The sequence below is a fragment of the Streptomyces echinatus genome, from assembly GCF_014203595.1.
In the GTDB taxonomy this organism is placed as follows: Bacteria; Actinomycetota; Actinomycetes; order Streptomycetales; family Streptomycetaceae; genus Streptomyces; species Streptomyces echinatus.
The window spans coordinates 415,239-427,705 of record NZ_JACHJK010000002.1 but is presented as its reverse complement, the minus strand read 5'-3'; the positions used below and the strand labels follow the sequence as shown (position 1 = coordinate 427,705).

9 protein-coding genes and 2 pseudogenes are annotated in these 12,467 nt (G+C 71.8%); 5 read left to right on the top strand and 6 right to left on the bottom strand.

Annotated elements, in window-relative coordinates; translation table 11 throughout:
- Window positions 1–41: 41 nt before the first annotated feature.
- The 3 genes from rpsR to FHS34_RS06385 all read left to right on the top strand — a co-directional run bounded on the left by rpsR (window position 42) and on the right by FHS34_RS06385 (window position 2,239).
- A complete protein-coding gene (rpsR, locus tag FHS34_RS42285; protein WP_184962039.1) occupies window positions 42–284 on the top strand; it encodes a 30S ribosomal protein S18 in 243 nt (80 codons plus the stop codon).
- A 183-nt stretch (window positions 285–467) separates the two neighbouring features.
- Window positions 468–1,493 carry a permease gene (locus FHS34_RS06390; RefSeq protein WP_184962037.1) on the top strand — a complete coding sequence of 342 codons (1,026 nt, stop codon included), beginning with the start codon at window positions 468–470 and terminating at the stop codon, window positions 1,491–1,493.
- Complete coding sequence (locus tag FHS34_RS06385) at window positions 1,490–2,239, top strand: TIGR03943 family putative permease subunit (RefSeq protein WP_184962036.1); 750 nt, start codon at window positions 1,490–1,492, stop codon at window positions 2,237–2,239. Before FHS34_RS06390 ends, FHS34_RS06385 begins: the two co-directional genes overlap by 4 nt.
- A gap of 101 nt (window positions 2,240–2,340) precedes the next feature.
- Here the strand turns inward: FHS34_RS06385 and FHS34_RS06380 are convergent.
- Both FHS34_RS06380 and FHS34_RS06375 read right to left on the bottom strand, forming a co-directional pair.
- A pseudogene (locus FHS34_RS06380) lies at window positions 2,341–2,594 on the bottom strand (GTP-binding protein); the annotation flags it as partial.
- A 64-nt stretch (window positions 2,595–2,658) separates the two neighbouring features.
- Complete coding sequence (locus tag FHS34_RS06375) at window positions 2,659–3,879, bottom strand: metallophosphoesterase (protein WP_184962034.1); 1,221 nt, start codon at window positions 3,877–3,879, stop codon at window positions 2,659–2,661.
- Window positions 3,880–4,088: 209 nt separating this feature from the next.
- Between FHS34_RS06375 and FHS34_RS06370 the strand changes: the two genes are divergently transcribed.
- A complete protein-coding gene (locus tag FHS34_RS06370; protein ID WP_184962032.1) occupies window positions 4,089–5,510 on the top strand; it encodes a DEAD/DEAH box helicase in 1,422 nt (473 codons plus the stop codon).
- A 35-nt stretch (window positions 5,511–5,545) separates the two neighbouring features.
- Here the strand turns inward: FHS34_RS06370 and FHS34_RS06365 are convergent, their stop codons facing one another.
- The 4 genes and pseudogenes from FHS34_RS06365 to FHS34_RS06350 all read right to left on the bottom strand — a co-directional run bounded on the left by FHS34_RS06365 (window position 5,546) and on the right by FHS34_RS06350 (window position 11,049).
- Window positions 5,546–6,685, bottom strand: coding sequence for a peptidoglycan-binding domain-containing protein (locus FHS34_RS06365; protein WP_184962030.1), 1,140 nt, complete (start codon window positions 6,683–6,685; stop codon window positions 5,546–5,548).
- 1,065 nt (window positions 6,686–7,750) lie between these two features.
- Window positions 7,751–8,491: pseudogene (locus tag FHS34_RS06360) on the bottom strand (SCO6745 family protein); the annotation flags it as partial.
- 396 nt (window positions 8,492–8,887) lie between these two features.
- Entirely contained in the window at window positions 8,888–10,504 is a 1,617-nt protein-coding gene (locus tag FHS34_RS06355; protein ID WP_184962028.1) for a sodium/solute symporter, read from the bottom strand.
- Complete coding sequence (locus tag FHS34_RS06350; protein WP_184962026.1) at window positions 10,501–11,049, bottom strand: DUF485 domain-containing protein; 549 nt, start codon at window positions 11,047–11,049, stop codon at window positions 10,501–10,503. Before FHS34_RS06350 ends, FHS34_RS06355 begins: the two co-directional genes overlap by 4 nt.
- Before the next feature lie 272 nt (window positions 11,050–11,321).
- Here FHS34_RS06350 and FHS34_RS06345 point away from each other — a divergent pair, with 272 nt between their 5' ends.
- On the top strand, window positions 11,322–12,329 hold the full coding sequence (locus FHS34_RS06345; protein ID WP_184962024.1) for an NADP-dependent oxidoreductase: 1,008 nt from the start codon (window positions 11,322–11,324) through the stop codon (window positions 12,327–12,329).
- Window positions 12,330–12,467: the final 138 nt, after the last annotated feature.

The following is a 12,467-nucleotide window of genomic DNA, read 5'->3' as shown; positions in this document are numbered from 1 at the left end:
CATGTCCGAACGCATCCCTTGAAGAGAGGACCGACCCGACCGTGCCCCGAAACAAGACACCCCGGCGGCAGAACGCCCCAAGGCAGCGCACCAACCCGCTGGACGCCGCCGGCATCACGTACATCGACTACAAGGACACTGATGTGCTGCGCACGTTCATCTCCGACCGCGGAAAGATCCGCAGCCGTCGGGTGACCCACGTGACGCGTCAGCAGCAGTGGCAGATAGCGCAAGCCGTCAAGAACGCACGCGAGATGGCTCTGCTGCCCTACAGTTCCCGATAGTCGGCGCGCGTCAGCGCTTTCGCGTACGGGTCCGACGGCGCGGCAACCTGCCTGGCCGTCGTGGCACCCAGCAGCGGCAGCCAGGCTGCCCTCGGTGTATCAGGCAGAGCTCTTGGCACCCTCGGATATGGTCTTCGTCGATGTCCGCTACGTTGACTCGGGCATTTGACAGGCGGAGCCGGCATGCAGAGAACACACGAACGAACCGAGGCCCCCGATACGGACGGAGCGGCGAGGGACGAGACCGCTCCCGACTGGTTCAGGTTCTGGCCACTGCTGCTGCTGGGGGCGGCCACCGTTCCTGGCACGGTGCTCTACTTCGGGGGCCGGTGGATGGAGACCCCGGCGATGCAGGCGTGGCGCACCGTGTGTCTCGCCGTGACTGTGCAGGCGCTGCCCTTCCTGCTGCTGGGCACGGCCCTGTCCGGTGCCATCAACGCGTTCGTGCCCGCACGAGTGTTCAGCCGTGTGCTGCCACGCCGGCCAGTGCTCGCCGTGCCGGTGGCCGGCATGGCGGGAGCCGTGTTGCCAGGCTGTGAGTGTGCGTCGGTGCCGGTGGCCAACAGCTTGATCGCCCGAGGTGTCACGCCGGCGGCCGCGTTCGCGTTCCTGCTGTCGGCACCCGCGATCAACCCGGTGGTGCTGACCGCAACCGCGGTCGCCTTCCCCGGACACCCCGCGATGGTTGCCGCCCGGCTGCTGGCCTCGTTGGGCACAGCCGCGGTGATGGGCTGGCTTTGGCTATGGCTGGGGCGGGCCGAGTGGCTGCGGCCCAAGCTGCGGCACAGCGGGCATCAGGTGGGTGGCAGTCGGTGGCGGGAGTTCCGGGCGGGCTTCCAGCACGACTTCCTGCACGCGGGCGGATTCCTCGTGGTGGGTGCGATGGCTGCGGCCACCTTCAATGTGGCGGTGCCCCGTTCCGTGCTGGAGGCGTTCTCCGGTTCGCCCTGGCTCTCCGTGGCGTTCCTGGCCGCACTGGCGATCGTGCTGGCAGTGTGTTCGGAGGCGGATGCGTTCGTGGCGGCCTCGCTCAGCGGGTTCTCGCCGGTCGCGCGGCTGGCGTTCATGGTGGTCGGTCCCATGGTCGACCTCAAGCTGATCGCCCTGCAGGCGGGCACCTTCGGCCGGGCCTTCGCGGTCCGGTTCTCCGCCGCCACGACGGTCGTGGCTGTCCTGTCCAGTTCGCTGATCGGAGGAGCACTGCTGTGAAACGCCCGCTGCAGATGACCTTGCTCCTCCTCGCCGGCATCGGACTGCTGCGCGTCTCCCTCTTCACCGATCTGTACCTGCGCTACGTCAAGGAGGGGATGCGCCCGTTGCTCATCGCCTCCGGCGCTCTGCTGATCCTGCTCGGCGTGGCAGACGCGGTGTCGTACGGGCGACGGCGCGGAGGCGAGGAGCATACGGACCACGGCAATGAAAGCCACGGGCACCACCACTCCACCACACCCCGTGCCGCGTGGCTGCTGTTCCTCCCGGTACTGAGCCTGCTCCTTTATGCCCCGCCCGCCCTTGGCGCGTACACCGCCTCCCGTGCAGCCCCCAAGGCCATCACTCATCAGGACGACTTCGACCCACTGCCGGGGATCTCACCGCTACCGATCACCCTCTCCGACTTCACTCGTCGCGTGCAGCAGGACCGGACCAAGGCCATCAGGGGACGTACGGTCCAGATGGCCGGATTCGTCACGCCCGGCCAGCAGGGCGACAGCTGGTTTCTGACCCGGATCATGATCTCCTGCTGTGCGGCGGATGCCCAGTCCGTAAAGGTACGGATCTACGGCACCCCGGCCCTGCCCACCAACACCTGGGTAGCCGTCACGGGCACCTGGCACCCCCGGGGGACCCTGGGCACGAGCTCTGCCGCCGCCGCGCTCGACGCCCAGTCTGAGGAGAAGATCGCCAAGCCGGTGAACGCGTACACCGACGCTCTTCCGCTGACTCCCACGAGGTAAATTTCCGCCGAAGCCTTCTGCCGCTCCGGCCCGCAGCCGCTTCGCCGGCCCCGGTGTGCACGATCTCCTCGGCCGATAGAGGCCACCGGCCCGTAGCCTTTTCAGGCACCCGCGACGAGTTCGGGATGCTCCGGGTCGCAGGTGCCGTCGACGCCGTGGGTGTCCCACGCGGGGAAGGGGTCGACGGGCGGCAAGCTCTCGCCTTCGGCCACGAGGCAATCGGTCAGCGCCGCGTGCAGCGCATCTTCACGTGCGGTCGGCCGGCCATGGTGAAGAATCCCTTCGAGCGCAGGATCTGGCCGTATGCGCCGCTGTCGAGTTCCTCGGTGACGAACGTCCACAGCCGGCCTGGGTGGCAGATTCCTCGTGTGCCGGTGGTGCGGGCGTCATGCCGAGCGGATGTGCCGGCCCGCCCGGTGCTACGGCGAGGTGGGCAGGTGCCCGGAGCGGAGCACGAGCAGGGTGATCTCGCTGGGGGCGAAGACGCGGAACGGTGGGCCCCAGAAGCCGGTGCCGCGGCTGGTGTAGAGGAGGGTGCGGGTGCCGTGGCGGCTGAGGCCGGCGAGCGCGGGCTGGTCGAGGCGGACCAGGTGGTGGAAGGGCCAGATCTGGCCGCCGTGGGTGTGACCGGAGAGCTGGAGGTCGATGCCCTCGGCTGCCGCCCGGTCGACGAACTTGGGCTGGTGGGCCAGGAGCAGGACGGGCAGGCCGGGATCGGCCCCGGCCAGGGCCCCGGCGAGGTGGGCGCGGTGGCCGGCCAGGCCGGAGGACTCGGCGGTGACGTCGTCCACGCCGGCGACGACAAGGGTGTCGCCTCCGCGTTCGAGCAGCAGATGGCGGTTGCGCAGCGGCTCCCAGCCCAGCTCGTCCATCAGGTCGACCCAGCCCTGGGCCTCGCTGTAGTACTCGTGGTTGCCGGTGACGTAGACCCGGGCCCGGGTGGCCCGCACGGTACCCAGCGGCGCGGCCTGGGCGCGGCGGCGTTCGGCCGTGCCGTCCGCGATGTCGCCGGTGTGGCAGACCAGGTCGGCCTCCAGGGTGTTCACCGTCTCGCACACCCGTGCCGACCAGCGGGCGCGGTCGAGCGGGCCGTAGTGGGTGTCGGTGATGAGGACGACGCGGGTGCCGTCCAGCCCGGCACCCAGTCGTGGGAGCCGCACGTCCAGTCGGCGTACGCGCGGGACGCGGCGGGCCTCGGCGTACCCCCAGGCAAGCAGTACGGCGGTGACGCCGAGGACGGCCCACGTGACGATTCGGGCCCGGTCCTGACTGTCGCCGACGCCGGCCAGGGTGAGGGCGAGCCGCAGGAGGACGCCGAGCAGGACGGACCAGGTGAACAGGACCCAGCTGGTGCCCAGCAGGGTGTCACCGACGATCGCCGCCCGGTCCTGCTGGCGCCGGCCGTGGCCGCGCACCATCGCGAGCGGCATGCCGATGAGGCCGAGGGCGAACAGGACGGTGCCGACCGCCGTGACGGGCGCCGGCCAGTGCTGGCCGGTGTACAGGAGCACCCCGCAGGGCACGGCCCACAGCAGGACGGGGGCGATCAGGGGGAGGTAGCGCATCAGGCGGTGCAGTCGGCTCTGCCGCGGCGTTCGCGCCGCACCCTCTGCGGGCCGGGTGTCGCTGGTGTCGGTCACGCTTACCCTCCCTGACCTGGCTGCCGTCCCGCGCACTGTATCCGGTCGCCCTCGCGGGCCGGCAGCGCAGGAGGGCCGGGCGGTGCACCCCGTGCTAATGTCGATTTTTTTGCGGCGTCGCTGTGGCGGTGCCTCGTACGGTGTCGTCGGCCGGTGGCGCTTCCCCGCCGCGCCTTCCTCGGTACGGTCCCTTCGGAGGAAGGCTTTCTGTGAGCGAGTCAGCACGTGCCGGTGCCCGGCGGCAGGACCACGCGGCCGAGGCGACAAGCACCTCCTCGGCGCTGCCCATGGCGACGTCCTTCGCACAGCTCGGGCTGCCGGCCGAGGTTCTGCGGGAGCTCGACGAGCGCGGTGTGACGGTGCCCTTCCCCATCCAGGCGGCGACGCTGCCGAACGCGCTCGCGGGACGGGACGTGCTGGGCCGGGGCCGCACGGGATCCGGCAAGACGCTCGCCTTCGGCCTGGGGATGCTCGCCCGGACGGCCGGGCGGCGCGCGCAGCCCAAGGAGCCGCTGGCGCTCGTCCTGGTCCCCACCAGGGAGCTGGCGCAGCAGGTCGGTGAGGCGCTCACCCCGTACGCCGAGGCGCTGCGGCTGCGGCTCGCGACCGTGGTGGGCGGAGTGTCCATCGGACGGCAGGCCGCCGCGCTGCGCGACGGCGCCGAGATCGTCGTCGCCACGCCCGGCCGGCTGCACGACCTCGTCGAGCGCAAGGGCTGCCGCCTGGGCCGGGTGCGCATCGCCGTCCTGGACGAGGCCGACCAGATGTGTGACATGGGCTTCCTGCCGCAGGTCACCGAGATCCTGGACCAGGTCCGTCCCGACGGGCAGCGGATGCTGTTCTCCGCGACCCTCGACCGTGACGTCGATCAGCTGGTGCAGCGCTACCTGCGCGACCCCGCGGTCCACTCCGTGGACCCCTCGTCCAGCGCGGTCTCGGCGATCGAGCACCACGTCTTCGTCGTGCACGGCCCGGACCGGTACGCCGTGACCACGGAGATCGCCGCCCGGGACGGCCGCGTCCTGCTGTTCCTCGACACCAAGCACGGCGTCGACCAGCTCACCAGGCATCTGCGGGCCAGCGGCGTGGCCGCCGCCGCCCTGCACAGCGGGAAGTCCCAGCCGCAGCGCACCCGCACCCTCGCCCAGTTCAAGGACGGGCAGGTCACCGCGCTGGTGGCGACGAACGTCGCCGCACGCGGACTGCACGTCGACGACCTCGACCTGGTGGTCAACGTCGACCCGGCCACCGACCCGAAGGACTATCTGCACCGCGCGGGCCGCACGGCCCGGGCCGGCCGCTCCGGCACCGTCGTGACCCTCGTCCTGCCGGGACAGCGCCGCGAGACGAGCCAGGTCATGACGGACGCCGACGTCGCTCCCAAGGTCAGCAAAGTGCGCTCCGGCGAGGCGGAGCTGAGCCGGATCACCGGCGCCAAGGCCCCCTCCGGAGAGCCTCTGGACGGCGGGCCGGCCGCACCGCGCCCCAAGAACCACAACGCCCCGTTCCGCGGCCTGGGCAGTACCAAGGACGCGAAGAGCGGCTCCGGTGGCCGGGGGGCGCGCAAGAGCGGCGAGGCCCGCAAGCTCGCGGAGGCCCGCAAGGCCGCCCGGGTGCGGCGCGGCGGCTGAGCCCGGCACCTGGCTGACGGCCGGTCACCGGCCGGTCACTTGGTCCGCAGCATGAGGGCGAGGCGTGTCTCGGCGCCGTAGACCCCGCGCTGGTCGCCGCGGATCCCGTACCGCTCCTGGAAGAGGGCGACCGCGGCTCGGACCTCCACGTCATAGCGGCCGTCCATCGCGCCGCCGTCGTAGATGCCCGGAAGCTGCAGAAGACGTACCTGCAGCTCGTAGACTCCATGGCCGCTGTCGCCCGGGCGCAGGACGCCCGTGCCCGGAATCTCGGGGAGCGGCGGATCCGATGCGCCGGGCCGGGGCCGGTCGGTCCGCCCCGTAGTGGGGGCAGAGGGGTTCTTCGGCGCGGGGTTCGCCGGCCGGGGGGCTTCCCTGTGCCCTGAAGCCGGAGAGGAGGGGGGCGGCCCGGCCTCGGAGTGGGCCAGCAGCCAAGTGGCGAGGACGGCGCCGGCCGCGCCCAGCCCGAGGACTCCGGCGACTCGCAGGCGGCCGCCGGTGGTGGATCGCCGCTTCCTGTGGCCGGTCCTCCTCCCGGGTACGCGGTCGGACGGCGCGTGTCCCCGTGGAGGCGCCGTGGCGAGCTGGCCGCACCGGACGGCCGGAGTGTGGGGGACGTCCGGCCTCGGCCTTCCGGGGGACCCCGGTGGCTCCGCCACGACGGCCTCCGGGGTGTCGGCCGGGCGCGGACCGCCGGTTCCCGCCGATCCCTCGGCTGCCGGCCGGCGGGGGACGGGCTGCTCCGGTCGCGGGCCTGACGGCACACGCTCGACCGGCGGCACCTCGCCGGATGCGGAGGAGGCCGGTGACGGTGACGGTGACGGGGACTGGGACGGTGACGGGGACGGCTGGTGAACGCGGACCGTCCCGGTCGGGTGATCGTGCCGGTCCCGGGACCGCGGCCGGCCCTCGGCGGGTTCCTGCCGCTCGTCGCGCAGGAGATCGGCGCGTGCGGCGTCCAAAGCGTCCAGCACGGCTTGGAAGGAGTCCCTCGTCTCGCGCACGATGTCAGGGTCCGGGGCGGGAGTCCGCTCCGGGTCGGTGTCCTCGCGGCCCACGGGGTCCTCCTTTTCCGTACAGCGTCCCGGCGGCGGGCTTTCCTTCTCCTCCGTGGGCAGTACGCAGGCCGTACGGCTTCGTCTTCGACCGCGGCCCTTGTGTAACGCACGCCTCATCAGACCGAGGTCCGCCACGGGTCTCGTCCTGCTGAGCGCCGGGGACCGTCCCGGCAGGGTTACCTGCCCCACACGTCAGCCGGCATTTGAGTACGCGCTCGGTCCGCCCCGTTGACCCCAGTAACCGGTGCCCCCGACAGACCGGTGAGTGAGGTTCGCCCATGTAGAGGATCGGTCCGCAACACACCAGACTGTGTCTTCCCGCCGCCGGCTGCCGCCCGCATCGGGTCGACCCCCTCCTCCGTCGATTCAAGGACTGAGAACGGTCGCTTCATGGACTACTGCATTCCGTGCAACCGCACGCTCAACGGCGCCGTAACCTGCCCCGAGTGCGGGGCGTTCGACTCCGGCATGGCACAGCCGAGCGAGCGGAGAGACGGTGCCCCGGCCGTCGACGCGGCGATGCCGGAGGTCCGCTTCGGCGGGGAACCGGAGTTCTCCGAGTCCCCCCTGCCCGGGGCGCCCACCGCCCCGCAGGACCTGCCGGCAGACCCCTACGCTCGTCCGTCGCGGCTGAAGAAGTATGCCGTCCAGTCCTTCGCCGCGGCCGCCTTCACCATCATCGGAGGGCTGGCCACCGCTTCGGTGGTTCACCAGTCGACAGCACCGCGAGCGGCATCGGTCCCGGAGCCGCCCCCCGCAGAGGCCGAGGTCCGCGTCACCGGCGCCCCGGCTGCGTCGGCCTCACCGGAGCGGCTGCCCACGCACCCGGCGCGAAAGGGCGTACGGAACCCCAGCGGTGACGGGATCCGGACTCCTCCGCCGAGCCCGCCTCGCAGTGAGTCACCGGTCTCCCGGCCTCCCGCCACCACCAGCGCGCCGCCACCGGCGAAGGAGGATCCGACGCCCCGGCCCTCCAGCAGCAGCCGCCGCCCCAGCCCGCCGACACGAACGGCGACCCCGTCCACGCGGCCTTCCGCCAGTCCTTCCGGCAGCGTCAGCGCCTCTCCCACCAGTAGTGGCTCACCGAGCAGTACGGAGGAGGCCGAGGACTGAGTCCCGTGGAACCGGCAGCGGGCGGTCACCTCGGCCGGACGCGTTCCGTGGCCGGCCCGGCAGGCGCCGTCAGCCGAGTTCGATGAGGCCGGCTTGCAGGACGGCGCGGCCGAAGGGGCCGGCGATTTCGGCGAGACGCTCACAGCCGGTGTCACCCAGGGCGGCGTAGCCGGGCAGGGCCAGGCGGTCGGTGCGGTCCTCGATGTGCCGGCGCAGGAGTGCGCCTTCCGGGCTCAGGGAGTCGCCGTCGAGGAGACCGCGCTCGCGCAGGCGCTCCAGGGTGTCCGCCCACTCCTCCTCCGGCCATGCGCGGCTCACCTTGAGGAAGCCGACGGGGACGTCACCGGTGGCCGCGTGCAGGATCAGCGCCTCCAGGCCCCCGACGCCCTCGCTCAGCAGGACCGCGACATGGCCGTCCCCGCGGAACTCCCTGAGCAGCGTCTGAGCGTGCCACAGCCGCAGCACCGGCTCCTCCGGCCAGGGGAGCGCGGCATGCGCGGCGAACAGCGGGCGGCCCTGCCCGTGGTCGCAGGCCGCCTGGGCGGCCCGGTGGGCCAGCGTCAGGACCTCGTCCAGGGCGGGCAGTTCGTGGATTCCCGCCCGCCGCAGGGCTTCACCCGCCGCGGTGTACCGGGCGTCCAGCACCTGCTGAGGTGTCGTCGCGTGCCAGGCCCCGGCGACCGCCCGCCGGACGAAGGCGGGGTTGAAGTTGTAGAAGGTCGAAATGATCAGTTCGGCGGATGCCGGGCCGAAGGCGGCGCCGCGGGAGGCGAAGTACCCGGCGTGTCCGCTCAGTCCGAGCTCCGCGTACCGCCGTCGCGCCTAGGGGACGAAGTAGATCATGCCGTGAACGGGTTCGAGGCGGCGCCAGGCCGCGCGTGCTGTCTTCATGGGTCACCTCTCCGGGGAGTCGACGAGCGGGATCCTGAACTGTCGGTCCGTCGGGTCCGTCGGGTCCGTCGGGTCCGTCGGGTCCGTCGGGTCCGTCGGGTCCGTCGGGTCCGTCGCACGGTCTCCTGTGCGGTCGCCGGGCCGAACGCGCCGTCCTGCGCGCACCGTGGAGATGCCCGGCTCCGGCCGCGCCCCGCGTCATACTGACTGGTCGGTAGCCTCCAGGGGAAGTGACGGACTGTCAAGACCGGGAGCCGGCGCCGGCCAGGGTGGAACTCGGCCGAGACCTGGCCGGCGCACTCGCGCGGCTCCCGCTCATTCGGCCGCGGCGAGCAGCCGGGCCTCGCTCTCCTCGTACAGCCGCCGGTTCTCGCGGCTCTCGGCGGTGCGGCGTCGGTGGTCCAGCCGGCTGCCCAGCCAGCCCGCCAGATAGCCGAACGGGATGGAGACGAGGCCGGTGGACTGCAGGGGGAACCAGGCGAAGTCCGCGTGCGGGAAGACGGCGGACGGCGTGCCCGAAACCGCCCTGGAGAACACCATCAGCACCAGTGCGCAGGCCGTGCCCCCGTAGAGGGCGGCGAGCAGGCCGGTGCGCGTGAACCCTCGCCAGAAGAGGGAGTAGGTCAGCGCAGGGGCGACGGCCGACGCCCCGATGCAGATCGCCAGCGTGGTCAGTACGGCGACGTCCCAGTTCTCGACCAGCACAGAGAGCAGGATGGCAACGGTCCCCACCACCACGCTCGTCCATGCCGCCACCGTCATCTCGGTGCGCGGCGCCGCCCGTTCCCGCCGCAGCGCATGGGCGAACAGGTCGTGGGCGAGCGACGAGGCCGCGGCCAGGGTCATCCCCGCGACCGAGGACAGCAGGGTGATGAACACCGTGCCCGCCACCGCTGCGTAGAGAACCGTCGTGCCCACCGAGCCGGCACCGCCGCCGAGCGCCCGGGACAGCATGAGCACCGACGTCCTGCCGTGCGCGTCGGCCGCGGTGATGGACTGCGACCCCACCAGGGCCGCCGCGCCCGTACCCATGATGATCACCGTCAGGCAGAACGTGGTGACCGTGCCGACCGCCCATGACATGGAGCGGCGCACGGCGGGCACGTCCCGCGCCGAGTACAGCCGCATCGTGATGTGCGGCAGGCAGGCCGCGCCGAGGATCACGGTCATCTGAAGACTGGCGAAGTCCAGCCGCTGAGCCGCCGAGGTGCCCAGTTGCAGGCCCTGCTGGAGGAAGGCCGGGCCCGTTCCGCTGCCGCGCTCGGCGGCCCGGAGCATCTCGCCGGGGTTCCAGTCGAAACGGTTGAGGACCAGGGCGGCGACGGTGACGCTGGTGCCGAGCAGGAGCACGATCTTGATCATCTGGACGAGCGCGGTGCCCCGCATGCCGCCGATCGCCGCGTAGATGATCATCAGGCTGCCGACGAGGGCGATACAGGCCGTCCTGGCGCCGGTCTCGTGCGACAGGCCCAGGATGAAGGTGAGCAGTGACCCGGCCCCCGAGAGCTGGACGACCAGGAAGGGGAGGGTTGCCGCGAGCGTCACCACGCAGGAGGCGACGCGGACGGACCGCCCGGACATGTTGCGGGCCAGGACGTCGCCCATGGTGAAGCTGCCGGCGTTGCGCAGCGGTTCGGCCAGCAGGAACATCAGCAGCACCAGCGACAGGGCGGTGCTGACCGCCAGGACGTAACCGTCGTATCCGGCCAGGGCGATGATGCCGGTGGTGCTCAGCACCGTGGCCGCGGAGATGTAGTCGCCCGCGATCGCCAGGCCGTTCCTGAGCGGGGTGAGCGAGCGGTAGCCGGTGTAGAAGTTCGTCAGATCGTCGCGGTCGGGACCCGCCATCACGCACATCAGCAGCGTGAGGGTCACCAGGGTGCTGAACAGGACCAGGACGACCGCCTGCGTCCCCGAGCCGTAGTCGTTCATCCCGCCACCCCCGCGTCCCGGCCGGGCCGGACCGTTCGCTCCCGGACGGCCCGCGCCAGCGGGTCCACGGAGTGGCGTGCGCTGCGCCCGTACCAGAAGACGGCCGCGAAGGTGACGAGGAGCTGCAGGATCCCCAGGGCCATTCCCAGGCTCAGCTCCCCGGCGATCTTCGAACCCATCAGGTCCGGCGCACCGCAGGACAGCGCCACGTACACCACGAAGGAGCCGAGCGCGGTGAGCGTGGAGACCCGGCGGAGCACCTTGTAGGCCGAGCGGAGGCCGGCGAGGTCGGCGCCGTGCGGGTGCGCCTCCCGCGTGTGCGGGGGGCGTTGCGGGGCCTGCCCGAACGCGTCGTACGAAGGCGCGCCGTCGTAGGGGTAGGAGCCGTACGAGGTGTCCTGCGGCAGCTGTTGTCCGTACGGCTCCTGCCAGGGGTCCCGCCCGTACGGCGCGCGCCGGGGGGCGCTGCCGTGGGGCTCGGTCCGCGGCTGCGTCCGGTCCGGCGATGCGGCCGGTGGGTACCGGTTGTCGTAGGGGTCTGTCATCGCGTGGCCTTCCGGTGCGGCTCGGATCCGTGGGAGGTGGCTCTGGAGCATCGGTGTGGCGGCGCACGATACCGACTGGTTGGAATGCGTGATAAGCCTGTCGCGGTCACGGTTCCGGCTCGATGCGGCATCCGGTCGACGACGGTCCGGCGATGGCCGGTTGCCCCCGGACCCTAGGTCGCGGGACGTAAGGTTGATCCGTGGGGAATATCACTGCGAGCGGCGTACCCACTGGTCGGTATGGTCGGGGGTCCGCAACGACAGGAGGCGTGATGTCCGCGACCAACCGTCAGATCCGTCTGGCAGCCCGCCCCGTGGGTGAAGTGAAACCCGAAGACTGGGAGCACGGTTCCGAACCGATCACGGAACCGGGTCCGGGCCGGTTCGCGGGCCGGACGCGCGTCATCTCCCTGGACCCGGCCATGCGGGGCTGGCTGGACGACCGCCCCTCCTACCTGCCGCCCGTGGGCATCGGAGAGGTGATGCGTGCCGGATCGGTCGTCGAGGTCACCGCATCGAACCACCCCGGTTTCCAGCCCGGCGACCACGTGGTCGGCACCTTCGGCGTGCAGGAGTACGTGGTCTCCGACGGCCGCGGTGCCATGAAGATCGACACCTCCCTCGCCCCGCCCTCGACGTATCTGGGCGCGCTGGGCATGCCCGGTATGACCGCCTACTTCGGCCTGCTGGACGTGGGCGCGCTGCAGGACGGCGAGACCGTCGTGGTGTCCGGGGCGGCCGGAGCGGTCGGCAGCATCGCGGGGCAGATCGCGAAGGCCAGGGGCTGCCGCGTCGTGGGCATCGCCGGCGGGCCCGAGAAATGTGCCATGCTCACCGGCGAGCTGGGATTCGACGCCGCGATCGACTACCGCGCCGAAGACGTCAGGAAGGCCCTGCGCGAGCACGCCCCCGACGGCATCGACGTCTACTTCGACAACGTCGGAGGGGACATCCTCGACGCCGCCCTGACCCGTCTGGCGATGCACGCCCGCGTCGTGATCTGCGGCGCGATCAGCCAGTACAACAACGCCACACCGGTCCACGGCCCCTCCAACTACCTCTCGTTGCTGGTGCGCCGTGCCCGCATGGAGGGCTTCGTCGTCTTCGACTACGCCAAGCGCTACGCGGAGGCCGCGCAGGAGATCTCCGCCTTGATCGGCGCCGGCCGCGTCAAGGTCAAGGAACACGTGGTGAGGGGTACGGTCGACGACTTCCCCGCGGCGTTGCAGATGCTCTTCCGTGGCGAGAACGTCGGCAAGCTGGTGCTGGAGCTGGCCTGACCGGCGGTGCGAAGGGTCCGTCGCGCCATGTCGTCGCCACCGGGCCGGCCGATGGTCCCGGCGGCGTCGGCGCGCGGACTTTCCGAGGGCGGTGTGGCGCGACCGCATGGACGGCTAGGGTGGTCGGCAGAGACTGAT

What these genes read in the sequence shown, in the direction of transcription:
- FHS34_RS06365 (WP_184962030.1), bottom strand. Translation starts at nt 6,685, where the DNA reads ATGAGGCGTGCGTTACACAAGGGCCGCGGTCGAAGACGAAGCCGTACG.
- FHS34_RS06350 (WP_184962026.1), bottom strand. Translation starts at nt 11,049, where the DNA reads ATGACAGACCCCTACGACAACCGGTACCCACCGGCCGCATCGCCGGAC.
- FHS34_RS06390 (WP_184962037.1), top strand. Translation starts at nt 468, where the DNA reads ATGCAGAGAACACACGAACGAACCGAGGCCCCCGATACGGACGGAGCG.
- FHS34_RS06345 (WP_184962024.1), top strand. Translation starts at nt 11,322, where the DNA reads ATGTCCGCGACCAACCGTCAGATCCGTCTGGCAGCCCGCCCCGTGGGT.
- FHS34_RS06355 (WP_184962028.1), bottom strand. Translation starts at nt 10,504, where the DNA reads ATGAACGACTACGGCTCGGGGACGCAGGCGGTCGTCCTGGTCCTGTTC.